Source organism: Shewanella sp., from assembly GCF_013214165.1.
Taxonomy (GTDB): domain Bacteria; phylum Pseudomonadota; class Gammaproteobacteria; order Enterobacterales; family Shewanellaceae; genus Shewanella.
The window spans coordinates 24,392-48,084 of the sequence record NZ_JABSSM010000028.1; the positions used below are offsets into that span (position 1 = coordinate 24,392).

Consider the following 23,693-nt stretch of genomic DNA (forward strand, 5'->3'; position numbering starts at 1 on the left):
CATGTTTTACTATTTCGTGTTGCTGATACTTGGACCCTTGTTGATCATCCAGGGCAGGCTAGTGCGTAAAAACATCCCCATATTGGCTGAAGCTACTGGAGGACGCAGTGGCCGCTTAGGCGAAGGCAGGCCCCTGACTCTGCTGGTGGTTGGTGACTCTGCTGCGGCTGGTGTCGGTGTCGAGACCCAAGATGATGCTCTCAGTGGCTGTTTAACCCGGGTGCTGGCACAGAAATATTGCGTGGATTGGTCTCTGGTGGCGAAATCAGGTAATACGACGGAAGATCTTATCAAGACATTACAGGGGCGCCCTTTTCAAACCGACTCCTTATCAATGGAACGCTTGCAAGCCAAGGTGCTGGATGACAATAACTCAGGTGATAATCGTTCAGATGACAATAAGCCAGATGATAATAAGCCAGATGATAATAAGCCAGATGATAATAGTTCAGCTGGCAATAACTCAGATGATAATTGGCTAGATAATAGCAGCGCACCTGATATCGATGTGGTCTTGGTCTCACTTGGGGTCAACGATCTCTTGAGCCCGATAAGGGAGAGTCAATGGATAACCCAGCAAGTGCGGTTAATTAAATTACTCAAATCAAAATTTTCCGCCAAACACATCTTGATGACAGCCGTGCCGCCTATGCACTGTTTCCCAGCCTTTCCCCAGCCATTGAGATGGTTTCTGGGATTGAGAGCGTCTGAGTTTAACCGCAAGCTAGTGTCGCTTATCGAGCTTGAAAGTGAGTGTGAACTGGTCATCATCCCCCTTATGCCGATAGCATCCGATATGGCCAGTGATGGTTTTCATCCCAGTGAAAAAATTTATCGACTCTGGGGCGGTACGGCGGCTACAGCCATCGAAAAGAGAATTGAGAGCCTTCAGCGAGTTAAAAGTCCTCTGAATCGTTAACAGCCCTCAGGCTGATCAAAGTTTTCAGGGTTATAGGAACCTCAGCTTGATAAAGAGCCCACAGCCTAGCAAAGTTCCTTTAGCTACTAGCTCCTGTGACCCGCTTATCGCTTTTTAGCTCTCTATTGAGTTATGCCGAAGAAGTCTCTAAGCTCATCTATCTGACACATGGCATCTTGATAACCTAAGTCAATAAGGGCACTGCAGTACGCCTGCTCGAACAGTAGATACGACACGATACTCGAGTCGGTATCTTGTTTTATGCCGATAGGCCTGAGCATGGCTTTTACCGCTATTGGCATCTCCTTATAGTAATAGGATGCCAGCTGACTCAAGTCTTCGCTGGGCTTGATGACTAAGGTTTCTATCTTTGTCAGAGGCAGTGATTCTCTCTTTTCCTTGGGGATTAATTCTAGTGTGGCGTTGATTCGTTCCAGACGCTCAAGATCGCTATTTAAGGTATCGGAGAAGATGGTATCGAGCAGATGACCAGTAATGGTCGCAGTCTTTGGATGATGGGTGAGTTCTTGGGGCTGCTGCTTGTGGGGGCTCTCTAAATTTATCACCAAGATTTTCTTGGCCCCAAGATGAATTGGGCTGCTCAAGGGGGCGAGTTGATGCACTGAGCCATCGCCAAAATAGCCCTGATTGAGTTTAATTGAGGGGAAGATTAGCGGGATTGCGGAGCTCGCGAGCAGATGGTCGGTGTTGAGCTGAGTGCGTTGGCCGCTGCGCCTGTCCCTATGCCAGTCAGCAATATCATGGCTGCCTTGGAAGAAGGTCACCGATCTCGATGTATTATAGCAAGATACGTCGATGCTCAAGGCGTTGAGAGCACCACTGGAGATATTTCGGTCGATGCGAATGAAGTTGATAAGCTGATTGAGCATGTCCCGTAGGGGATCGCTGTTAAACAAGCTGCCTGCATGGGTGTTGAGTATGTCATCTTGCAGACTCATGAGTAACATCTTGCTTAAGTGCCCCAGTATGCCCCTGATTGATGACTTATATATCTTCTCGGTGCGGAAATTACGCCATACCCACTCGAGTTTACGCACCCCCAGATGAAAGCACGAAGCATGGGTGGCGATAGAGGTACCATTGATGGCCCCAGCTGAGGTGCCGCAGATTATCTTGAAGGGAATGCCGTGATTGCGTGGGTAAAACTGCACGATGGCCTTGAGCACACCCACCTGATATGCCGCCCTTGCACCGCCGCCGCCGAGCACAATTGCTGTTTTTTCTGCCAAAGTCTGCTCCATCATCCATCATAAGTCACTGGTTTAATTAAAGCCGCTAATGAGGGAAAAAATCAAGCAAGTTAATGGATTTAAATTGTTCACCAGCCTGGTATAAAAATAGCCCATAAAAAAACGCGCCCCCCGATGGAGTGCGCGTCTGGTGTCAACACAAGTTAAGCTAGTCGCTTAATCGCTGGCGATTACTCGGCCGACTTGAGGAAGTCGAGCAATTGATCGAATGGGATCTCTAGCTTCTCACCGGTGCGACGATTCTTATATTCAAACACGCCATTATCTATGTTGCGATCGCCGATAACGACAACATGTGGCAGACCCACAAGTTCCATGTCAGCAAACATCACGCCCGGACGCTCTTTACGATCGTCAAACAGGACTTCGATGCCCGCATCATTGAGATCTTGATACAGCTGCTCGGCAATATCTTTAACGCGATGAGACTTATGCATGTTCATCGGCAAGATACCTACGGTGAACGGCGCAATGGCTTTTGGCCAGATGATGCCGCGATCGTCATGGTTTTGTTCAATCGCAGCAGCCACGATGCGGCTCACGCCCACACCATAACACCCCATAAGAAGAGTCTTAGACTTACCGTTTTTATCCAACACATTGGCATGCATAGCGTCAGAATAGTTAGTTCCAAGCTGGAAAATATGACCCACTTCGATGCCGCGAAGCAGGGCGATGGTGCCTTGACCACAAGGGCTAGGCTCACCTTCGATGATGTTACGCAGATCGAAAGCTTCTGCCTGAGGTAAATCGCGCGCCCAGTTGATACCGAAATAGTGCTTGTCGTCTAGGTTAGCCCCGGCGCCAAAATCGCTCATCACATTCACGCTGTGATCGATATACACAGGAATGTTCAGGCCGACAGGGCCGATAGAGCCAGGTCCTGCACCAATTGCCTTGCGGATATCAGCTTCATCGGCAAACTCAAACGGAGCCTGTACCGCGGCAATCTTTTCAGCCTTAACTTCGTTGAGCTCATGGTCGCCACGAACCACGATAGCCACTAGAGGCACTTCTTCAGTTGCGCCCTTGACGATCAAGGTCTTCACTGTCTTCTCGATGGCGATATCGTGTTGCTCGACGAGTTCCGCTATGGTCTTGGCATTAGGCGTATCGACCAGGGTCATCTCTTGGGTCGCCGGCCCGCGGAGATCCGTAGGCATAGGCGCTTCGGCCTTCTCTATGTTGGCGGCGTAATCGCTCTCGGTCGAGTAGGCTATCAAGTCTTCACCGCTATCGGCCAGGACATGGAACTCATGGGACATGCTGCCACCAATAGCGCCAGAATCAGCTAAAACCGGGCGGAAAGACAGGCCCATACGCTCGAATATCTTGTTATAAGCTTGGAACATAGCCTCGTAGGTGTCATCCATAGACTCTTGATCCAGATGGAAAGAATAGGCATCTTTCATCAGGAATTCACGAGAGCGCATCACACCGAAGCGAGGACGAACCTCATCGCGGAACTTGGTCTGGATCTGATACAGGGTCAGAGGCAGCTGCTTATAAGAGTTTATCTCTTTACGTATGATGTCGGTGATGACCTCTTCGTGGGTCGGACCCAATACGAAGTCACGGTTATGACGATCCTGGAAACGCAGCAGTTCGGGGCCGAACTTCTCCCAGCGCCCGGTCTCAACCCAAAGGTCTGCCGGCTGAACCATAGGCATTAATATCTCTACCGCACCTGCCTTGTTCATCTCTTCGCGGACAATGGCCTCTACCTTGCGCAGAACTCTAAGTCCCGTCGGTAACCAGCTGTACAGGCCCGAAGCGTTACGGCGAACCATGCCAGCACGTAACATTAATTGATGACTGACCACCTCTGCATCTGCAGGGGTCTCTTTTTGTGTTGAAAGCAGGTACTTGCTTACGCGCATTACCGATATCCAGTTCAGAAATAAATAGGCCGACATTTTATCATCTGTGCGGCTTCTGTCTACCCAGTAATTGGGCCTTCGAATGAAGGCTGATCACATTTAGGTGGTTTAGCTTTTGGCTGCGTTGGTATTGGCTAGTGCTTTGAAGGTCGTACCTTCATCGTTATCTATCGCCTGCTGTGGGTGCCGTGCAGGGTCTTGTATGTTCCAGACATACATAAGACATTTCCTACCTGACCCACAAGGACGTGGGGAATGCCTGAGTGATATCTGGAATATCACAGGTGCGCATGGGAATATGTTGTTGATCAGTAATGAGTGGCTATAATTACTCCTTTAGATCCCAAGGGGGAAAGGGCGCAGATGTACGCATCACTAGCAGTACCTCAAGAAGCAAAAATTTGACTTTTTATACAGTAGTATTATATACATATGCAATACTAATCAAGTTTAGGGAGAAACTTATCAAGTTACATGAGCTTCCATTCGCAAAAATAATCATTCTTAGTGACTCGATAGCCGAGGTCATAATAAATGAGCATGTGGAAATGACGTTAGCAATGGTAAATCAATACCATGAATTTCTACTTTCACATTTAGTTAGCCCTTTTTCTCTACTCATAAATAAAGTAAATGCCTACACATATGATTTTGATGCACAGGTAAATTTAGCGACATTAAAAGAGATTAATGCGATGGCCGTTGTGTCATATACTCGCTCTACAAAAATCAGTACGGAATATTTAACATCTTTGGTTCCCCGTAAAGTAGTATGGAAATTAAAAATTTTTACTAATCGTGACGAAGCCTTAAATTGGTTGAAATTGGAACAAGGAAGTCTAAAGCACTAATGATATAGGGATAAAAAAGTTTTTGTTATCTGCTTAAGATTACTCAGCAATCATTTTGTTTTCATTTCCTTTAACCTCAATCGATTACGGTCAATGATGAGATAAACAACATTTGCCTACAATATCGCCAGTTTTTAATGCTGAAACTGACAGATGCCCCCCAGCCGAATGCTGCTCACGGCGTTTCTAACTCTAACTCTGATACCCTATTTTTGTTATTTAAACGCCTGCACGACCACATAGGTGCACTCTTACTTTTACAAGGGGCTGCGCGGTGAATACTGGGGGCGAGGCGAGTGCTTGTATGTTGTATAGGCGAAATATGGCGTGTTTAAGAGGATTTTTTTGAGTAATTATAGTGCTATGTTACATTAGCAAACTATTCAAATTCATGTCCAAAATATCATGTCCAAAATTCATGATACGGCATATCGAGACTCAGTATGACATCAACTATTAATACCTCTATGAACGCACGAGTATGGGCGATGCTTATTCTGCTTTCTATGCTATGGGGAGGCTCGTTTTTTTTCGTCGGTGTGGTAGTGACAGAGCTTGCTCCTTTGACGATTGTGACGCTTAGAGTGGCAATTGCTGCCATGACGTTATGGGCCATTGCTCTGATGATTGGCCTGCGTCCACCCAAGACATTACGGGTATGGCTCGCTTTTCTAGGCATGGGGCTGCTCAATAACGTGATCCCGTTTGCGCTTATTGTATGGGGGCAAACTCAAATCGCATCAGGGCTGGCATCTATGCTTAATGCAGCAACCCCCATCTTCACCGTCGTGGTTGCTGGGATCTTGCTAGCTGACGAACGCATTACGCCGTTAAAACTTGCGGGCGTAGCGGTCGGTTTCCTTGGTGTGGCAGTGATGATTGGACTGCCCGCTTTAAGTGGCAATGGCAATTTAGTCGCGCAACTGGCCATTATCGCTGCCGCCTTGTCTTACGCCTTTGCCGGTGTTTATGGCCGCCGGTTCAAGGCTATGGGGATCAACCCCATTATTACTGCCGCAGGGCAAGTTACCGCGTCGACACTCATATTGATTCCTATCACTTTGTTTGTCGATGGTGGACTCGATGTTGCTGGCGTTAGCTTAAACTCCTGGACCGCAATGATAGGGCTCGCCGTTCTCTCTACTGCGATTGCCTATGTCCTTTATTTCAAGATACTGGAGCTGGCAGGTGCGACCAATGTGTTATTAGTCACCCTCTTGGTTCCTGTTTCGGCTATTTTGCTGGGTTCACTGTTTTTGAATGAATCCTTGGAGGCGATTCATTTTGTCGGGATCTTGCTGATTGCCCTGGGCTTGTCTGCTATCGATGGGAGATTGTGGCATCGGCTGAAATGGGTGAAGGCTGAGCGTTAATACTGGCAACGTGTTTTCCAACAAGTAACCTAATGAGTGTATGCCACCCCTTATCTGTTCTATCGCCAATCACCGTTGCCGGATTTCCGGCAACAATGACATAAGCGGGAACATCTTTGGTGACGTGGCATTCATGGCTATCACGGCGCAGTCGCCTATGGTGACGCCATCGACGATAGCGTCTTGTGTCATCCATTAAAAGGGAATAACCATTTCCTCATCAATGCGCCTTGAATTGAAAAAACTGAGAGCCTCTGAACTGACCAGATACTTATATGCAATGGTATTAAACACTGATCCCGGTCTTAATCTCTTGCACTATGATGGTGTTTTTACCATCAGTTGCAGTATTATTGGCATTAGCGACTTCGACCACACGCCAGAGAATATCTAAGTCATAGAGGGCGACTTGATAGACCTTAGGGTCAGCCTTAGCTTTCTTATAGGCGGGACGCGGGTCTTGGGCAAGGACACCTATGATGAGATCCTCGAGGTGTTGATATTGCTCCAATCCTTCATAGCGTGTCAGCTGCTGCTTAGCATCTGGACTAAATTCTACCTTGGTCAGTTTTGGCGCTTCATGGGCGATGCCGCCTAACGCATCAGGCACCGAGTCCGAGAAGGGGATATAGGGTTTGATATCTATGATGGGGGTGCCATCGAGGAGATCCATTCCCGAGATCTCTAAAGCCAGGTAGCCTTTGCGCTGGTGGATTTTATGTAGTTTCACCACCGACTGACCTAAGCCGTTGGGGCGGAAGGTGGAGCGAGTCGCGAACACACCCAGCTTCTCGTTGCCGCCAAGGCGGGGAGGGCGAACCGTGGTTTTCCATCCCTGGGCAAGATTTTGATGGAAGCAAAATACCAACCACAGATGCGAGTATTGTTCCAGCCCTCTGACGGTATCGATATCATTGTAGGGGGCCTGGAGTTCGACAAAACCGCGGGCGGCCTTGACGAGTCCCGGTTGTCTGGGGATCCCAAATTTTTGTTTATAGGGCGTACGACAGTACGCCACGGCTTGAATTTGACTGCTAAAACTCATTGATGACTACTTTGAAGTGGAGATTAAATAGAGGCAGATCACTGCTTGTCTGTGACTGGGGTTTTGATTGCCTGGCCAATACAGATGGCGCGGCTGATACAGCCCTGATCTTGCTCTTCAAATACCAGACAATTCTTGATAACTAGACCGTTAGCCCCTTTATCTGCCGCGGCTCTGCGGGCAAGTGTACGTGCTTCACTGATCGCAGCCGGAGCATCATTGGCTTGCTCCTGGCATGTTTCGCCTTCGACTAACCCTATGATCTCATAAGGAAGATTCGGTGCTGTAGTATTATCATAGACGGTGATATCCGATGCCTTGAAATAATCGTCGATGGCTTCACCATTGAGGTTACTGTTAAATTTATATTCGCCGGCGCAGGCGCTAAGCAGTAAAACTAGGGCAGAGATTAATAGGGTCTTCATTATTCAGGCCTGTTAGTAGAGTGACTGATGTACTCTGGAATTTACTTTTCGGCGCCTAACTGAAATAAGCTAAGGCTTTATGCACCTAGCTAAAAGAGTTAAGAATCGAAACAGTTGAAACAGCTAGGGTAATAAAAGGTATATTTTATTACCCTAGCTATAGGAATTCTAGCGCTTTAGGTACTTTTGATAAAGCTGTTGTTGACGATTATTGAGATCTATCTCGCGGCCATCGATATAGACTTTTTCTATCTTGGCTTCCATGGGATCTAAGATGTCGCCTTTAGACACCACCAAGTTAGCCTTATAGCCTATCGCTATCGCGCCCATATCATCTAGGCCCAGTATTCTAGCGGCATCGAGACTGACACTTTTCAGTGCTGCTTGTTTAGTGAGACCATAAGCCACGGTTTGACCCGCTGCCAGAGGCAAGTTACGACTGTTCCAATCCGATGAGAAGCCTAAGGCGAAGGGGATCTCGGCTTGCTTGAGTAGGGCGGGGATCTTAAAGCTCAGATCGATAGGCTCATCTTTTCTCATCGGCAGGCTTAAGGTGCGGGTATAGATCACTTTTGCCTGTATTTCGTTGAGCAATACACCTAAGCGCCAGGCATCATAACCCCCGACGATAACCAGTTTGAAATGGTATTGCTTGGCCAGAGATGCCGCCTCCTCTATCTGTTTCTGGGTGTTGGCGTGTACAAACAGCTGGGCTTCTCCATCATAGAGGGGAAGCAAGGATTGCCATCTTAGATCAACCTTGTTGATTTTATTGGCCTTACTTGCCAGAAAGTAGCGATATCCGTCAGAAATAGCCTGGGAGATATCGGTGATTTGCGCATTATATTTATCTATCTGCTTGTCGCGTTTGTCTTTATCTTGAGCAAGGCGACCTAATCGGGGCCAATAGAGGTGAAAAGCGGCTTGAGTCGGCACGAGCGCATCTTCCACTGTCCAGCTATCTAGAGAGACCAATGAAGACTGCCCGGCTAAACTGTCGCCCTGAGGCACGATTTGGGCATGGGTAATACCATTAACGCGTATGGTCGGTATGATCTCCGAATCCGGATTGAAGGCCGTGATGACTTCGAGTTGGGGGTTGAACTTGCCGACTTCATAGCTGTCATTACTGGGGCGCATCATCTCCACTTCGACCAGGCCCAGGCTAGTATCTAGGGCGATGAGCCCTGGATAGATGTGCTTGTCTGTCGCATCTAAATGTATGGCATGCGGAGCGATAAGGTTTTGACCTATGGCTACAATCTTGCCATCTTCTATTAAGAGATCTGTGTTGAGTTTCAGCCCATCTATGGCGGTATGTAAGCTGGCATTGGTAAACAATATTGCAGTCGACTGTGCCTCGGCGGGGATCATATCGTGGCCATGGACGGGCAAGGTGACAATGCAGCCTAAGCCTAGATAAAGCAGCACTCGCTTGGCAGCCAGAGACATCTTCTTACTCACTATTTGTTGTATTTGTACATGTTGCAGCGCGTTATTTAGCGCTTTTGCTACTCGAGTTGCCGGCTTCATAACGCAGCCCCCATCTTGTGTGCTCGATGCCAAACATCGTATTGAGTGTCGCAGTGCCATTCTGGTTCATTGCTCTCTATCACAGTCTCTCCGGGAGGAAGTGCACTGGGCTTGGACTCACTGAGCAGTATCTTCTGAATGAGTGTCGCTCTCTCTTTAGCGACATCAGTTTGCAGTTTTTTGTCTGTTTGACGGTCAAAATAGCGTTTGCCTTCGATCCAGGTGGCATCCACTTTTGCGTAAACAGATAATGGCGAGTGATCCCATAATACGATATCCGCTTGCTTACCTTTCGTTATCGAGCCTATATATTCATCGACGCCCAGTTGAATCGCCGGATTGATGGTGACCATTTTCCACGCATCTTCCGCCGACATATCACAATACATCATAGACTTGGCGGCTTCTTGATTTAATCTTCGCTGCATCTCATAGTCATCTGAGTTGATGCTGGTGAGTACGCCCTTGCGCTGCATCAGGCAGGTATTTTGCGGGATGGCATCATAGACCTCAAATTTATAGGCCCACCAATCAGAGAAGGTTGAGGCCGAGGCGCCGTGTTGAGCCAGCTCTTCTGCGACTTTATAGCCTTCCAAAATGTGGGTGAAGGTGTTGACCTTGAAGTTATAGGCTTCAGCTAGGCGCAGGAACATCAAGATCTCAGATTGCACATAAGAGTGAATATGGATATGCCGTTTTTGCTCTAGCACTTCGGCGATAGCGGCTAAGCGATAGTTGGGCTTAGGCGCGATACGTTTGCGCTTCTCACTGCCTCTGAGGCGACGATAGTCATCAATGGATTTCTGGTAGGCATTGGCTTCGTTGAACGCCTCGATGAACAGAGATTTAACCCCCATGCGGCTTTGTGGGAAACGCTTGTCGAAATTATCACCCCAGTTACTCTGTTTTACGTTTTCGCCCAGGGCAAACTTGATGCTGGGGGGCGCCTGAGTATATTTAAGCTGGTTGGCATTCTCGCCCCAGCGCATTTGGATCACCTGGGCCTGACCACCGATAGGGTTCGCACTGCCGTGTAATAGTTGCGCCGTGGTGACGCCGCCGGCTAAGGCGCGGTAAATAGCGATATCATTGGGATTGATGATATCGCCAATGCGTACTTCTGAGGTGATGGCATCTGTGCCTTCATTGGTACCGCCATTGATGGCGATATGTGAATGCTCATCGATGATACCTGCGGTTAAATGTTTGCCAGTGGCGTCGATATGGCGATAACCCGAAGGTGTCTGCAAGTTTTTGCCTATCTTCTCAATCTTGCCACGCGATATGAGCAGGTCGCTATTTTCAAGTAGCCCTTGTTCATCAGAGGTCCAGATGGTGGCGTTACTTATGTGTAGCTTCTCTGTTTTAGCTAAGCTGTCTCTGCCATAGGCGACATTGGGTAAAGTTAACTTAGAGATGAGCTCGACTGGTGTTTCATCTTCTTCAGCATCTGGCGTTTCAATGGTGTCTCTTAAGACGCCGGCTACAGGCGTGAGCGCGCCATCCTTATCTAGCATGCGACCACGAATGCCTTGTTCGTCAAACCAGAGGGTGAAACGGTTGATGCCCTCGAAACCTGTCTCAGTCATATCGACATTAAAGGTTAGGCGCTTATTGAGGTAGGTCACCTGAGACAGTTCCAGCTCTTGCTCACCGCTGGCCAAGGTGCCTGACATCTTGTCACCTTGTTTATTGGCCTTAGAGATAGACAGGTCCAGTGAGACTTGTCCTATCTGGATTTGGTAGCTTAAATCCAACAGATAAGTGTCCCTATCGATAAGTTGGTGTTCATCGCCTTGTAACCAGATGCTGTGAATGACGCCATCTTCGAAGATGTTGCCCTTAGTGATCACCAGATCTGCAATAAACCCAGGCTTTAATCGACCGCTAAATTCACTGGTGCCGACAATTTCTGCGGCCTCAGTGGTGAGTGCGGCCAATGCCGCCGCTTCACTCAGGCCATATTTTACCGCCTGCTTGAGTCTAGGCCAGAAGTCTTCGGCCTTGATGCCGTGCTGAGTTAACGCGAAGGGCAGCTGAGACGCTTCAACGGCCATCAAGTTAGCCGGTGCTCGCTCCCAGTGTCGCATCTGGGCCAAGCTTATCTCTCTTTCACTGTCGTCATCGCCAACTAAGGGGGCGGCAGGGAAGTTCAATGGCAGAATTAATCCATAACCATAAGCTTGAAGTTCATCTAGTCGAGCGTATTCTTTACCATTACCCAATAAACTTGCTTTAAATTCATGTTTATTTAATAAACGTGCAGCCCTGAGTTGATTGTTGAGATTTTTAGTATCGAAAATAATGTGTTCATTTTCAAGGTTGGCCATGGCCGTGAGTGCACTATTAAACTCAATCAATTGGGTTTCAGAACTTGAAAACGACTTGTGTTTATTTTCTTTATACCAATTGGCATCGGCGAACGTTTGTCTAATAAGCGCTATGCTACCCATCAAGGAACTGGGGTAATCTTGGGGTGAACTGCCTTTATCGAATGCTAAAAAATGACTGGATTGAGCTCGATATATAATTTCATTGGCACTTTTTTCTGCCAAAGATAATGTCACCCCGCGGCCACGAAAAATGCCATCTAAATTACTGCTCTGAACACTGGTAAATCCATTGTTGATCCATGGCTCAGCATCACCTTTATTAGGGTGAACATAATTAAACCAATATTTTTCAGCGTGAATTGCCCCATTTTCAGCATTTCCACCTATTCGTTGTATCTCATAGATAGGAGGCAGTACTTCATTTTTTTGGTATTCAAATTCGATGGCGTAGTCGGTAAATGGATCGATAAACCCCGGATAAATCGTATAACCATGCAGATCGATAATGAGTGCATCTTCAGGCACTTTATTATTTTTTATAACTTTTATAATCTTATTGTTTTTAATGAGTAAACTAGCATTAGTTATTTTTTTTCCAGGCTCAATCATTAAGGTAGCATGGGTGAGTGCAGTTAATTTTGGAGTATTATCAGTGAGTTGGTCATTTGCCTGTGTCTGCAATACACTGATTGAAAATAATGTCGTGACTATCGTTATGGTTTTTATTCTGTGATGCATTTTAGCCATTAACTGTGAATCGTGAAACGTAAGCAGATGTTATCTGAAGTTCACTGTAAATACCAAGTGGTAATTGTAATGATTCGTATCGATAATGTTAAATGAAAAGTATAAAAAAACCGGCCTAAGCCGGTCTAATATACTACTTCTGTTTGATAGAAGTGATTTAGATGAGGAAGTCGTCCATAGAACGGCCGTTATCTAGCTCAGTCTTAAATACTGTTGGCATACGTCCTTGACCAGTCCAAGTGACAGCTTCACCATTCACGTCGATAGAATATTTAGCTGGACGTGGAGCGCGTTTCTTAGGCGCTGGTTTTACTACCGATGCACCTAGGTCATCAATTGATAAGCCGACGGCTTCCATCTGTTTGCGGATTTCATCTATCTTGGCGTTTCTTTCTGCCGTAGCTTCTGCTTCTGCTTCTGCTTGAGAGTCTCTTTCCGAGATAACTTTATCAAGTTTTACCGCGAATTCTTTTAAGTCTTCGATTGATAGATCTTTTACTGCGGCTTTAAAACGGCGGCCATGAGTTAGTATTTCAAGAAAATCGCTCATAATTATTTAGGTCCAATTATATTTAGTGAGTTAATAAATTATCAGACTAATAATAGGAATTATTAGAACAAGTTTCAAATGTTATTTGAATTTAATCGATGAATATATATATATAGGCATCTTATCTACTAGATATTGTTATTTTTGTAGGTTGAAAGTAACCATAATATGCTATGTATCAAAAAAAATACAAACAGTCGTTTGAACCATTGTTGACGTTAACGTTAACAGCACGTAGAGTGGCTCTACTTTGTGTAGGTGTTAACCTATACTCAACCCTCTAAAAATGACGTAAGAAGGAAGCCCTATGAAAGTATTGGTGCCTGTTAAGCGCGTCGTCGATGCCAATGTTAAAGTCAGAGTGAATGCTGACAATACCGATGTCGATACCGCTAACTTGAAAATGGCGATTAACCCTTTTTGTGAGATTGCCGTAGAAGAAGCCGTGCGCTTAAAAGAAGCCGGTGTGGCTTCTGAAATTGTGGTTGTTACCGTGGGCCCTAAAGCCGCACAGGAGCAGCTACGTACGGCAATGGCTCTAGGTGCCGATCGTGGTATTCATATCCAGACTGAAGAGGCGTTAGTACCTTTATCTATTGCTAAACTGCTCAATGCCGTTCAGGAAAAAGAGCAGGCACAACTGATTATTTTGGGCAAGCAAACTATCGATGGTGATAATAACCAGACCGGACAGATGCTGTCGGCACTGGCTAATATGCCTCAGGCGACATTTGCTTCTGAAGTTAAAGTCGAGGGCGACTCTCTTGCCGTGACACGTGAAGTCGATGGCGGCCTACAGAGTGTCACCGTTTCGCTGCCAGCGGTAGTGACGGTTGATTTGCGTTTAAATGAACCTAGATACGCTAAGTTACCTAACATCATGAAGGCAAAGCGTAAGCCATTAGAGACCCTTTCTATCGATGATCTAGGTGTAAGTCTGAAGCAGCATCAAACAGTATTGAAAGTGACTCCACCTGCCGAGCGTAAGGCTGGAATTATGGTGGCTAGTGTTGCAGAACTGGCCGATAAGTTAAAGAATGAAGCGAAGGTGATCTAATGGCAATTTTAGTATTAGCAGAACATGATAATGCCAGCTTGAAGCTGGACACCGCCAAAGTTGTCGCTTGTGGTCAAGCCATTGGCGGCGATATCGATGTCTTGATTGCCGGTCATGAATGCGCCGCCGTGGTCGATGCCGCCAAGCAACTTACGGGTGTCAGGCGTGTTTTAGTCGCACAGTCGGCGCAATATGCTCACGGTTTTGCGGATAATGTGGCGCAACTTATCGTCGATATTGCCGGTGATTATGAACACATCTTGGCTGCAGCTACTAGCCAAGGTAAAGACACATTACCACGTGTATCTGCGCTTTTAGATGTCGCTCAGTTATCTGAAGTGGTAGAAGTCGTGAGTGCCGATACCTTCGTGCGTCCAATATATGCGGGTAATGCATTAGCCACGGTTCAGAGCCATGATGCTAAGAAGGTACTCACAGTACGTGCGAGTGCGTTCGATGCGGTCGCTAATGATGGTGCTGCGGATGTTGTTGCCCTAGATAAGGTTTTCGATTCTGTGACTCAATTTGTTTCTCAGAGCCTATCAAAATCTGAGCGACCCGAACTTAGTGCTGCATCTGTTGTGGTATCGGGTGGTCGTGGTCTGGGAAGCGGTGAGAACTTCGCCATCTTAGAAAAGCTTGCGGATAAGCTAGGTGGTGCACTCGGTGCTTCACGTGCTGCGGTCGATGCGGGTTTTGTGTCTAACGATCTGCAAGTGGGCCAAACCGGTAAGATAGTGGCACCGGACTTGTATATCGCCGTGGGTATCTCGGGTGCAATTCAGCACCTTGCGGGGATGAAAGACTCTAAAGTGATCGTCGCTATCAACAAGGATCCCGAAGCGCCGATCTTCCAGATTGCCGATTATGGTTTGGAAGCGGATCTGTTTGAAGCGGTTCCTGAACTCACTGATTTGCTATAAATTGTCGACTAGATGCTGCCTAAGTGTAATTTTAAAGTGAAACACTTTTAATTTACACCCATTAAGCGTGATCTTGATCACAACAGGCGGTTTTGAGGTAGAATCCTCGAAGCCGCCTGTGTTTTTATTAGGGTTACGTTTCCATATATGACTGATTTTGGCACCTTTGAGGCGCTCATCATCACATGACATGGTAAACGTCCTGAAAAGTAGAGGTGCATTAAAGATCAGTAGTGATAGCCAGGGTGATACCGCTTATCTATCATGAAAGGCTTTGATGCCGAAGCAGTAATACATATCACGGTTTACTGCTGGGGCTGTATCTAATAGATATGGCACTGCCATAGTATTTCTTATCCGGATGATAAGAAAAATTTATACCTTTTAATTAACGGTATTACTATGGAGCGCTACTGATAGGACAGGTGTTTTCAGATATCGTCAATATCCCACCAGTTCAGCAGCCTCCATTCGTACTTAACACTAAGATTATAATTAAATGACAATTTTAAGTTATGCCGATTCGGCGCTTTCATTGCTGCCTCCTGTGGTCGCGATTCTGATGGCGATTGTTACTCGTCGTGTATTGCTCTCTTTGGGGATGGGTATATTACTCGGCGCAGTATTGATAAACGATTTCTCTGTTATAGCATCAGGCCAATATTTAGGTGAGCAAGTTGCTGGCTTATTCTGGGATGATGGTGCCATCAATTCCTGGAATATGTATCTGCTAGGCTTCCTGGTACTGTTGGGGATGATCACCGCCCTCATTACCGTGAGCGGCGCGGCGAGTGCTTTTGCCGATTGGGCAAGGAACCACATCAAGTGTAAGCGTGATGCCAAGTTGCTGACCATGTTCTTAGGTTGTGTGATCTTCATCGACGATTATTTCAATAGTCTAGTGGTTGGCAGTGTCGCCAGACCTCTCACCGACAGATATTATATTTCCCGCAGCAAGCTCGCCTATATATTGGACTCGACAGCTGCGCCTATCTGCGTGATCTCTCCCGTGTCGAGTTGGGGGGCGTATATCATCGCCTTGATCGGCGGTATTCTCACCGCCCATGGTTTCACCGATTCAGGACATCTGAGTGTCTTCATCCAGATGATCCCGATGAACTTCTATGCCATCTTTGCACTGTTACTCCTGCTTTGTGTCGCTTTTTGGGACCTCAATGTAGGCCCAATGCGCCAGCATGAGCTCAATGCGCAGAAGGGTAACTTATATGATGAGGCTAAAGGCTTACCACCCGGTGCTAACTCAGATCTGCCAGAGGCCAACAACGGTAAGATCTTGGGATTATTCCTGCCCATTATCGTACTGGTCTTTGCGACCTTCTATTTCATGGTGAGCAGCGGCGGAGACGTATTAGCAGCCGACGGAAAACCTTTCAGTATTCTCGGTGCATTTGAAAATACCGATGTCGCCTCATCTCTGTTCTTCGGTGCCCTAGTCGGTTTTATTGCGACTCTGGCCCTAGTCTTGATACAGGGATTGGACAAGTCGTACCTGATTAAAGGTCTGGTTGCCGGCGCTCGCTCTATGCTGCCAGCCATCTATATCTTGCTATTTGCATGGACGATAGCCGGTGTGATTGGTCAATTAGAGACAGGTAAGTACATGGCGAGTCTGGCATCGGGTAATATTCCGTTTGCAATGTTACCCGCCGTGTTATTTGTACTTGCAGGCCTGACAGCGTTCTCAACCGGCACCAGCTGGGGCACGTTCGGTATCATGCTACCTATCGCTGCGGATATGGCAATGGGCACCAACACCAGCCTGATGTTGCCTATGCTTGCTGCTGTGCTCGCTGGTGCGGTATTTGGTGACCATTGTTCGCCAATCTCAGATACGACAATCCTCTCCTCCACGGGAGCCAACTGTCATCATATCGATCATGTGATCACTCAATTGCCCTACGCCTTAATTGTGGCTGGGATCAGCTTGGGTGGGTACCTAGTACTGGGATTCACCGAGTCTTTGATGGCTGGACTGGCTACCTGTAGCATCTTATTTGTAATTAGTGTCCTAGTCTTGAAGTTTAAATCTACTCAGGCTAGCAGCTAGCCGAGCTGTCAATGTTTTTGCTCATCTAAGGCATAGCTAGCAAGTGAAATACCGCTCAAATGAGCGGTATTTTTTTGTCTAAAGTTAGGCTGTGATCCAATCGATGTCTATCAGAATTAGTGAGTATTGGCTTGAATGGCACCGCTACATGATTTTCGTGATAAAAATTGTTAAGCTGTAGCCGAATTCATGGATATGGGATATCGGTTTGGCACAGCTCTATTTTTATTATTCGGCGATGAATGCCGGAAAGTCTACTTCGCTCTTGCAGTCCTCATATAATTATCGCGAACGTGGCATGCACACCTTAGTGATGACGGCCTCAATCGATGACCGCTATGGTGTGGGTAAGGTGTCTTCACGACTAGGCATAGAAACCGAGGCGCAGGTTTTTGCCAGTGATGATGATATTGCCAAGATGATAGCCACGGCTCATGCAGAGCAGAAACTGCATTGTATTCTTATCGATGAATCTCAATTTTTGAGTAAACAGCAGGTCAAACAGCTGACCTATATCGTCGACATATTGGACATACCTGTACTCTGTTATGGCCTGAAAACAGACTTTCAGGGAGAGTTATTTACCGGTAGCCAATATCTGCTGGCCTGGTCAGATAAATTGGTCGAGCTCAAAACCATCTGCCATTGCGGCCGCAAGGCGAACATGGTGGTGAGACTTGACGATGAAGGCAAGCCTATGCGTGAAGGTGAGCAGGTTGCCATCGGTGGCAACGAGCGTTATGAATCAGTTTGCCGCAAGCATTTTAGAGAGTTTTTGTGGGATTAAGAAAGAGATCAGGTCTTAGTTCCTAGGTGCTAGGGCCTTATCTATTTGCTTTAGTTTAATCTCGAGAGCAGCTTTCTTACCTGCTCTCTCGTATCATCAATTCTTGCTATCACCTCGCCGACACTGGTTTCGTCATCGCCTATCGAATCCCAGTCTGGCTACCATTCTTGTTTAAGTCGTTGAGTTATATTCAGTGACCTCCATTCGCCAGACGTTGTGGCTAAATCCCACAAGCGCCAATACCATGCTAAAGACGGCGGTTATGTGGAAAATATGCTCTCTATTCTCCGGAAATGTTGGCTGCATCTTCTCAATTTCATTGTCTAGCTTATAAACAAAGATAGCTTACAAGCTCATTTCAGGTACATGCTCAGGAACAACTAACTTTCCTGCTGTTTTCTCAACTATCTCTTCGACAGAGACGCCTGGAGCACGCTCTAATAGGTGGAAGGCACCGTCTTTAATCTCCATAAAGGCCAGATCGGTCAGTACACGCTTGATACAGCCAAAGCCGGTTAGCGGCAATTCACACTTGGCGAGCAGTTTAGAGTTACCGCGCTTGTCTGCATGCATCATGGTGACGATGATATTATCGGCGCCTGCGACCAAGTCCATAGCGCCGCCCATGCCCTTGATGAGCTTGCCTGGGATCATCCAGGAGGCGATAGAACCTTGCTGATCAACTTCGAAGGCGCCCAGTACGGTCAGGTCAACATGACCGCCACGGATCATGGCAAAGCTCTCTGCCGAGGAGAAGAATGAGGCGCCATCGACTGCGGTGACAGTCTGCTTGCCGGCGTTGATAAGATCGGCATCTATGGTCTCTTCAGTAGGGAATTCACCCATGCCGAGCAGGCCATTTTCCGATTGCAGCATCACATCAATTCCCTCTGGAATATAGTTAGCCACTAAGGTGGGAATGCCAATGCCTAGGTTGACGTAATAACCATCTTTTAGCTCTGCCGCTACACGTTGTGCGAGTTGATCTCTTGATAATGCCATATTGTCTCCCTCCTGCTTATGTTGATGCTGCTGTTAAAGATGGCTTAACGGTACGTTGCTCGATGCGTTTCTCGAATGTGCCTTGGATGACACGATTAACGTAAATCCCCGGGGTGTGGATATGATCTGGATCTAGTTCGCCGGGCTCAACGATATACTCGGCTTCGACCACGGTAATCTTACCGGCTGTTGCCATCATGGGGTTGAAGTTAGCGGCGGTCTTACGAAACACCAGGTTACCCATGGTATCGGCTTTCCAGGCGCGCACTAGGGCGAAATCTGCGGTGAGTGAGGGCTCGAGTACGTAATGTCGTCCCTCTATCTCACGGGTTTCTTTGCCTTCGGCAATGGGGGTACCGTAACCCGTTGCGGTGAAGAAGGCTGGGATGCCTGCACCGCCGGCACGTATTTTTTCCGCGAGTGTGCCTTGGGGAGTCAAGATCACATTGAGTTCACCGGATAACATCTGCTTCTCGAAGGTCGCGTTTTCACCGACATAGGAGGCTATCATGGTATCGATTTGGCGGCTCTTGAGCAGTAAGCCTAAGCCGAAATCATCGACTCCGGCGTTATTAGAGATGGCCGTTAATCCTGTTACGCCGATTTTGACCATGTGTGAGATCAAGCCTTCGGGGATACCGCAAAGGCCAAATCCGCCTACCATGACAGTCATGTCATTGGAAAGGCCCGCTAAGGCTTCTTCATAACTGTGTACGACTTTATTCAGTCCTGCCATTATTCTTATCTCTCTTGTAGAAGGGTCGAGTGTTAATTCGTTACCGAGAACCTGGGTTATTAGCAAGTTCAGGCTAGTAAGCTCATCGTTAAGACGCTGTATCGGTTATACCACTAACATCTTGGCTGTTGATTTTATAGTTTCTCGCAGCCAACTTGTTGGCGTCCTCGAAGTGCGTAGCACGCCCTAGGAACGAGAAGCGAAGCGCTCAGCTCTTTATCCGCTGAAGGCTTTTTGTTCGCTGAAGGCTCTTTATCCGCAGAAGGCTCTAACTTATCAAGGCTTGGGCAACTTTAGAGCCTGTTTGTCTGCCAAGGGCCTGGCTTATATTTTTACCTGCCTGGGCAAGTAGAGTGAGATCTACGCCTGTGTCTATTCCGAGTCCATGTAACATGTAAACCAGATCTTCGCTAGCTAAGTTACCCGATGCGCCTTTGGCATAGGGGCATCCACCGAGTCCAGCTACCGATGAGTCGACGACACTGACGCCGGTTTCAAGGCAGGCCAATATATTCGCCAACGCCTGACCATAGGTATCATGAAAGTGCAGTGCGAGTTTATCCACCGGCACGACTTGGCTGACGGCTTGCACCATCTTACGGGCATTATTTGGCGTGCCAACGCCTATGGTGTCACCGAGTGAGATCTCATAGCAGCCCATCTTGTAAAAAATTTCAGACACGCGAGCCACTTCACTCACGTCAATCTCACCTTCATAGGGGCAACCTAGGACGCAGGAAACATAGCCTCTAACCCGAATGTTTTCGGCCTTAGCCCGCTCCATCAGTGGCTTAAAGCGTGCAATGGACTCCTCGATTGAGCAGTTAATATTACGCTGAGAGAAGCTCTCTGACGCCGCGCCAAAGATGGCAACTTCATCGGCTCTTGCGTCAAGCGCAAGTTCCAGGCCCTTCATATTCGGGGTCAGGGCGCTATAAATCACATCGGCTTCACGCTTAATATTGCGTAACACTTCACCCGAGTCGGCCATCTGCGGCACCCATTTGGGTGACACGAAGCTCGCCGCTTCTATGCGTTTAATGCCAGCTTTGGCTAAGTCTTGTATCAAGACTATTTTATCTTGCGTGCTGACAGCCTGCTCATTTTGCAGGCCGTCGCGGGCGCCAACTTCAAATATGCTGACCTGTTTAGGGAACGTCATTAGGCTCTCCGCTCATCAGTTGCGTTTATTACATGAGCCATCTTCATGTTTTTCCTTCTGTAGCAGCGGGTTCTAGGGGCTCGACTTCTACTAATATGGTGCCGTCGCTGACGAGCTCGCCTGGCTCGAAGAAGAAACTGGTTACTACGCCGTCAAAGGGAGACTCTATGGTGTATTCCATTTTCATCGCTTCCATCACCATCAGGCCTTGACCCGCTGTCACAGCATCACCTTTGTTGACCAGATGAGTCACGATAGTGCCGTTCATCGGCGCCTTGAGATTATCTTTGAGACACGCTTGCTCTTCAACTAGCTCAGTCTGAATCGCACGGTAATGATAGCTGGTGGTATTGATAAAGAGGGTGAAGTCTTGTTCGACCTGGCTGACAGGCACTTTCACTTTATGACCGGATGCCTTGATGGCAGAATTTTTGTCATGCTCGTCTTTAACGGCAATCTCGGCGTGAAGCATCTCATCGATGAGCTCACCCTTTAACACATAAGCCTTGTCATCGATTTGAACCTGATAGACAGACTGACCGGCAATCATCATTTCACTGACTTCTAGATGTTGAACTTGATGCTTATCGTCCAGCAGTGAGATCTGGTGGATACTGTTGCTATTGAGCCTAAATCCACTCACAGTTCCCCAAGGTGAATAGGGATCATGGCTGTTCACCGCACATGCTTTCGCGGCCACTTTTCGGGCGCACAGCTGATAGAGCGCCGCCAGTGCTAAGGCATTTTGCTCATCATTTGACGCCGACTCCTGTGACTGGAGAGGGCTACGGCCGATAAGCTCATCGCCGTAGCGCTCGATAAAGTCGGTGCTGAAATTGGCATCGCTGAAGGCTTTATGCGCGGTGATGTTAGCCAGAAACTCGATATTGTGTTTCAAGCCGCTGATCTGGTATGACTCAAGGGAGTGGACCATGCGTTGCAGTGCTCGTGGGCGAGTCTCGTCCCACACGATAAGCTTAGAGATCATAGGATCGTAGAAGTTACTGATCACATCGTTTTCACGAATGCCCGAGTCGATCCGTACATACTTACTCTGCTCTGGTTCACGCAGGAAGTTAAGCTTACCGCTGGCGGGCAGGAAGTCATTTTGCGGATCTTCGGCGTAGATACGCACTTCGAATGAATGGCCGTGAATACGCACTTCGTCTTGTTTCAGGGGTAACTGACTACCGCTGGCTATCATCAACTGCCATTTTACCAAGTCTTGGCCTGTAACCATCTCAGTCACCGGATGCTCAACCTGCAGACGAGTATTCATCTCCATGAAATAGAAGCTGTTATCGGTATCGAGCAGGAATTCTATGGTGCCTGCGCCGCGATAGTCGATGGCTTTGGCAGCCGCGACTGCCGCTTCACCCATCTCGACTCTGAGTGCGTCACTCAGGCCTGGGGCTGGCGCCTCTTCGACGACTTTTTGATGGCGACGCTGAATTGAACAGTCACGATCGGACAAATAGATGCAGTTGCCATAGTTGTCGGCGAAAACTTGTACTTCCACATGACGAGGCTGGCGCAGGTAACGCTCCATCAGGAGTTTGTCGTTACCGAAAGAGGAGGTGGCTTCACGTCTGGCAGAGTGAATGTTTTCCAATACTTCGGCGCTATTCTCGACGATACGCATGCCCTTACCGCCACCGCCATAGGTTGCCTTGATCAGTAAGGGGAAGCCCATCTTGTTGGCTTCCTTGACGAGCAGGGCATCATCTTGGGCATCACCATGATAACCAGGCACTAGGGGCACATTTGCCGCGCCCATGATATCTTTCGCTGCGCTCTTGCTGCCCATGGAGTCGATGGCATCGGCAGTCGGGCCGACGAAGATGATGCCAGCTTGCTCACACTTGCGGGCAAACTCGGCATTTTCAGACAGGAAACCATAACCTGGGTGTATGGCCTGAGCGCCGGACTTCTTGGCGATGTCGATGATCAGATCGGCTTTAAGATAAGAGTCTGCCGGCGCGCTGCCGCCTAAGTAGAAGGATTCATCGGCTAATGCCACGTGGCGGGCATTGACATCGGCGTCGCTGTATAAAGTCACGGTGCGAACGCCCATGGCCTTGGCTGTTTTGATGATACGACAGGCAATTTCGCCACGGTTAGCAATTAATAGTTTTTTTATTAAGGACTGGCTAAACATTATTTGGCTCCTTGCGCGCTGATATTTTTTGCATCATTTTGAGCGCTGCTCCAGTTTGGCTTGCGCTTGTCGAAGAAGGCATTTAGGCCTTCCTGACCTTCATTCGATACCCGAATATTGGCGATACGTTCACTGGTATAATCCAGCGTCTGGGCATCGATAACGCCGTCTTCGAGGCGAGAAAGCAAGGTTTTCACCCAGGTCATGCCTTGCGGGCTGTTAGCGAGCAGGGCTTGGATAATCGGCTCGGCGGCGGCTTCGAGATCGTCATTAATCTCGTGAATGACTTGCAGTTCCAGCGCCTTCTCGGCAGTGAATCGTTCGGCTGTCAACATGTAGCGACGCGAGGCTCGTTGTCCCATGGCGCGCACCACATAAGGGCTGATCACCGCAGGGATGAGCCCGAGTTTTACTTCACTCAAGCAAAAGCTGGCTCGCTCATTGGCGATGGCGATATCACAACAGCAGATAAGCCCTAATGCGCCACCAAATGCGGCCCCCTGCACTAAGGCTATCGTGGGTTTAGGGAATTTATCTAAGGTCGACATCAACTTGGCAAGCTCATTGGCATCAGCCAAGTTTTGCTCGAAATCCATCTTGGCCTGCTTGCGCATCCAATTGAGATCGGCGCCGGCACTGAAGTTTTTGCCATTGGCTTTGAGCACCAGTACCTGGCATTCATCATTGCTAGCAAGATGCTCGAGGGTGTGGATCATCTCGGTGATCATCACCTCATCGAAGGCATTATGCTTATCGGCTCGGTTGAGGATCATCTGTCCCACGCCATTACTCAGTTGGCATGAAACGTATTTAAATTTTTCTATCAATTGTGTCGTCATGGTTCAGCACTCACAGCTTAGTCAATATCGCTTT

Annotated in this window: 19 protein-coding genes, 1 pseudogene and 1 riboswitch; of the genes and pseudogenes, 7 read left to right on the top strand and 13 right to left on the bottom strand. The window is 47.7% G+C overall.

What is annotated here, in order from left to right; translation table 11 throughout:
- Position 1 precedes the first annotated feature (1 nt).
- The gene (locus HRU42_RS10140; protein WP_295030796.1) at positions 2 to 919 is read left to right on the top strand and encodes an SGNH/GDSL hydrolase family protein; all 918 of its coding nucleotides are present in this window, start codon (positions 2 to 4) and stop codon (positions 917 to 919) included.
- A 122-nt stretch (positions 920 to 1,041) separates the two neighbouring features.
- On the opposite strand, the gene HRU42_RS10145 is transcribed toward HRU42_RS10140, so the two are convergent.
- The gene (locus HRU42_RS10145) at positions 1,042 to 2,169 is read right to left on the bottom strand and encodes a patatin-like phospholipase family protein (protein WP_295030798.1); all 1,128 of its coding nucleotides are present in this window, start codon (positions 2,167 to 2,169) and stop codon (positions 1,042 to 1,044) included.
- A 191-nt stretch (positions 2,170 to 2,360) separates the two neighbouring features.
- Positions 2,361 to 4,070: a proline--tRNA ligase gene (locus tag HRU42_RS10150; protein WP_295030799.1), complete on the bottom strand. Its 1,710-nt coding sequence runs from the start codon at positions 4,068 to 4,070 to the stop codon at positions 2,361 to 2,363.
- 548 nt (positions 4,071 to 4,618) lie between these two features.
- On the opposite strand from HRU42_RS10150, the gene HRU42_RS10155 reads away from it, so the two are divergent.
- The gene (locus tag HRU42_RS10155; protein ID WP_295030801.1) at positions 4,619 to 4,921 is read left to right on the top strand and encodes an STAS/SEC14 domain-containing protein; all 303 of its coding nucleotides are present in this window, start codon (positions 4,619 to 4,621) and stop codon (positions 4,919 to 4,921) included.
- Between the two features lie 443 nt (positions 4,922 to 5,364).
- Positions 5,365 to 6,294 carry a DMT family transporter gene (locus HRU42_RS10160; protein ID WP_295030802.1) on the top strand — a complete coding sequence of 310 codons (930 nt, stop codon included), beginning with the start codon at positions 5,365 to 5,367 and terminating at the stop codon, positions 6,292 to 6,294.
- Between the two features lie 49 nt (positions 6,295 to 6,343).
- Here HRU42_RS10160 and HRU42_RS10165 read toward each other — a convergent pair.
- From HRU42_RS10165 to HRU42_RS10190, 6 genes and pseudogenes are all read right to left on the bottom strand, one after another.
- Positions 6,344 to 6,471 (bottom strand): annotated as a pseudogene (locus HRU42_RS10165) (acyltransferase); the annotation flags it as partial.
- Positions 6,472 to 6,580: 109 nt separating this feature from the next.
- Entirely contained in the window at positions 6,581 to 7,339 is a 759-nt protein-coding gene (gene tsaA, locus HRU42_RS10170) for a tRNA (N6-threonylcarbamoyladenosine(37)-N6)-methyltransferase TrmO (RefSeq protein ID WP_295030804.1), read from the bottom strand.
- 38 nt (positions 7,340 to 7,377) lie between these two features.
- Positions 7,378 to 7,764 (bottom strand): Rcs stress response system protein RcsF, encoded by a 387-nt coding sequence (rcsF, locus tag HRU42_RS10175; RefSeq protein WP_295030806.1) that lies wholly within the window; start codon positions 7,762 to 7,764, stop codon positions 7,378 to 7,380.
- 168 nt (positions 7,765 to 7,932) lie between these two features.
- Positions 7,933 to 9,216 carry an amidohydrolase family protein gene (locus tag HRU42_RS10180; protein WP_295030850.1) on the bottom strand — a complete coding sequence of 428 codons (1,284 nt, stop codon included), beginning with the start codon at positions 9,214 to 9,216 and terminating at the stop codon, positions 7,933 to 7,935.
- A 77-nt stretch (positions 9,217 to 9,293) separates the two neighbouring features.
- The gene (locus HRU42_RS10185; RefSeq protein ID WP_295030852.1) at positions 9,294 to 12,368 is read right to left on the bottom strand and encodes an amidohydrolase family protein; all 3,075 of its coding nucleotides are present in this window, start codon (positions 12,366 to 12,368) and stop codon (positions 9,294 to 9,296) included.
- Between the two features lie 166 nt (positions 12,369 to 12,534).
- Positions 12,535 to 12,927 carry an H-NS family nucleoid-associated regulatory protein gene (locus HRU42_RS10190; RefSeq protein ID WP_295030808.1) on the bottom strand — a complete coding sequence of 131 codons (393 nt, stop codon included), beginning with the start codon at positions 12,925 to 12,927 and terminating at the stop codon, positions 12,535 to 12,537.
- A gap of 307 nt (positions 12,928 to 13,234) precedes the next feature.
- On the opposite strand from HRU42_RS10190, the gene HRU42_RS10195 reads away from it, so the two are divergent.
- The 4 genes from HRU42_RS10195 to HRU42_RS10210 all read left to right on the top strand — a co-directional run bounded on the left by HRU42_RS10195 (position 13,235) and on the right by HRU42_RS10210 (position 17,762).
- Positions 13,235 to 13,984, top strand: coding sequence for an electron transfer flavoprotein subunit beta/FixA family protein (locus HRU42_RS10195; protein WP_295030815.1), 750 nt, complete (start codon positions 13,235 to 13,237; stop codon positions 13,982 to 13,984).
- On the top strand, positions 13,984 to 14,907 hold the full coding sequence (locus HRU42_RS10200; RefSeq protein WP_295030817.1) for an FAD-binding protein: 924 nt from the start codon (positions 13,984 to 13,986) through the stop codon (positions 14,905 to 14,907). The genes HRU42_RS10195 and HRU42_RS10200 overlap by 1 nt, the downstream gene beginning before the upstream one ends.
- Before the next feature lie 202 nt (positions 14,908 to 15,109).
- Positions 15,110 to 15,328, top strand: a riboswitch (Lysine riboswitch).
- Between the two features lie 78 nt (positions 15,329 to 15,406).
- Entirely contained in the window at positions 15,407 to 16,975 is a 1,569-nt protein-coding gene (locus HRU42_RS10205; RefSeq protein ID WP_295030819.1) for a Na+/H+ antiporter NhaC family protein, read from the top strand.
- Between the two features lie 208 nt (positions 16,976 to 17,183).
- The gene (locus HRU42_RS10210) at positions 17,184 to 17,762 is read left to right on the top strand and encodes a thymidine kinase (RefSeq protein ID WP_295030820.1); all 579 of its coding nucleotides are present in this window, start codon (positions 17,184 to 17,186) and stop codon (positions 17,760 to 17,762) included.
- 345 nt (positions 17,763 to 18,107) lie between these two features.
- On the opposite strand, the gene HRU42_RS10215 is transcribed toward HRU42_RS10210, so the two are convergent.
- From HRU42_RS10215 to HRU42_RS10235, 5 genes are all read right to left on the bottom strand, one after another.
- Positions 18,108 to 18,764: a 3-oxoacid CoA-transferase subunit B gene (locus HRU42_RS10215; protein ID WP_295030822.1), complete on the bottom strand. Its 657-nt coding sequence runs from the start codon at positions 18,762 to 18,764 to the stop codon at positions 18,108 to 18,110.
- Between the two features lie 16 nt (positions 18,765 to 18,780).
- Positions 18,781 to 19,500, bottom strand: coding sequence for a CoA transferase subunit A (locus HRU42_RS10220; protein ID WP_295030824.1), 720 nt, complete (start codon positions 19,498 to 19,500; stop codon positions 18,781 to 18,783).
- A 268-nt stretch (positions 19,501 to 19,768) separates the two neighbouring features.
- Positions 19,769 to 20,662 (bottom strand): hydroxymethylglutaryl-CoA lyase, encoded by an 894-nt coding sequence (locus HRU42_RS10225; protein ID WP_295030826.1) that lies wholly within the window; start codon positions 20,660 to 20,662, stop codon positions 19,769 to 19,771.
- 43 nt (positions 20,663 to 20,705) lie between these two features.
- Positions 20,706 to 22,820, bottom strand: coding sequence for an acetyl/propionyl/methylcrotonyl-CoA carboxylase subunit alpha (locus tag HRU42_RS10230; protein WP_295030828.1), 2,115 nt, complete (start codon positions 22,818 to 22,820; stop codon positions 20,706 to 20,708).
- On the bottom strand, positions 22,820 to 23,659 hold the full coding sequence (locus HRU42_RS10235; RefSeq protein WP_295030830.1) for an enoyl-CoA hydratase-related protein: 840 nt from the start codon (positions 23,657 to 23,659) through the stop codon (positions 22,820 to 22,822). Before HRU42_RS10235 ends, HRU42_RS10230 begins: the two co-directional genes overlap by 1 nt.
- Positions 23,660 to 23,693: the final 34 nt, after the last annotated feature.

Coding starts and splice junctions, on each gene's coding strand:
- HRU42_RS10230 (WP_295030828.1), bottom strand. CDS start 22,820: ATGTTTAGCCAGTCCTTAATAAAAAAACTATTAATTGCTAACCGTGGC.
- HRU42_RS10205 (WP_295030819.1), top strand. CDS start 15,407: ATGACAATTTTAAGTTATGCCGATTCGGCGCTTTCATTGCTGCCTCCT.
- HRU42_RS10160 (WP_295030802.1), top strand. CDS start 5,365: ATGACATCAACTATTAATACCTCTATGAACGCACGAGTATGGGCGATG.
- HRU42_RS10215 (WP_295030822.1), bottom strand. CDS start 18,764: ATGGCATTATCAAGAGATCAACTCGCACAACGTGTAGCGGCAGAGCTA.
- HRU42_RS10185 (WP_295030852.1), bottom strand. CDS start 12,368: ATGCATCACAGAATAAAAACCATAACGATAGTCACGACATTATTTTCA.
- rcsF (WP_295030806.1), bottom strand. CDS start 7,764: ATGAAGACCCTATTAATCTCTGCCCTAGTTTTACTGCTTAGCGCCTGC.
- HRU42_RS10150 (WP_295030799.1), bottom strand. CDS start 4,070: ATGCGCGTAAGCAAGTACCTGCTTTCAACACAAAAAGAGACCCCTGCA.
- tsaA (WP_295030804.1), bottom strand. CDS start 7,339: ATGAGTTTTAGCAGTCAAATTCAAGCCGTGGCGTACTGTCGTACGCCC.
- HRU42_RS10235 (WP_295030830.1), bottom strand. CDS start 23,659: ATGACGACACAATTGATAGAAAAATTTAAATACGTTTCATGCCAACTG.
- HRU42_RS10190 (WP_295030808.1), bottom strand. CDS start 12,927: ATGAGCGATTTTCTTGAAATACTAACTCATGGCCGCCGTTTTAAAGCC.
- HRU42_RS10225 (WP_295030826.1), bottom strand. CDS start 20,662: ATGACGTTCCCTAAACAGGTCAGCATATTTGAAGTTGGCGCCCGCGAC.
- HRU42_RS10155 (WP_295030801.1), top strand. CDS start 4,619: ATGACGTTAGCAATGGTAAATCAATACCATGAATTTCTACTTTCACAT.
- HRU42_RS10140 (WP_295030796.1), top strand. CDS start 2: ATGTTTTACTATTTCGTGTTGCTGATACTTGGACCCTTGTTGATCATC.
- HRU42_RS10200 (WP_295030817.1), top strand. CDS start 13,984: ATGGCAATTTTAGTATTAGCAGAACATGATAATGCCAGCTTGAAGCTG.
- HRU42_RS10220 (WP_295030824.1), bottom strand. CDS start 19,500: ATGGCAGGACTGAATAAAGTCGTACACAGTTATGAAGAAGCCTTAGCG.
- HRU42_RS10180 (WP_295030850.1), bottom strand. CDS start 9,216: ATGTCTCTGGCTGCCAAGCGAGTGCTGCTTTATCTAGGCTTAGGCTGC.
- HRU42_RS10195 (WP_295030815.1), top strand. CDS start 13,235: ATGAAAGTATTGGTGCCTGTTAAGCGCGTCGTCGATGCCAATGTTAAA.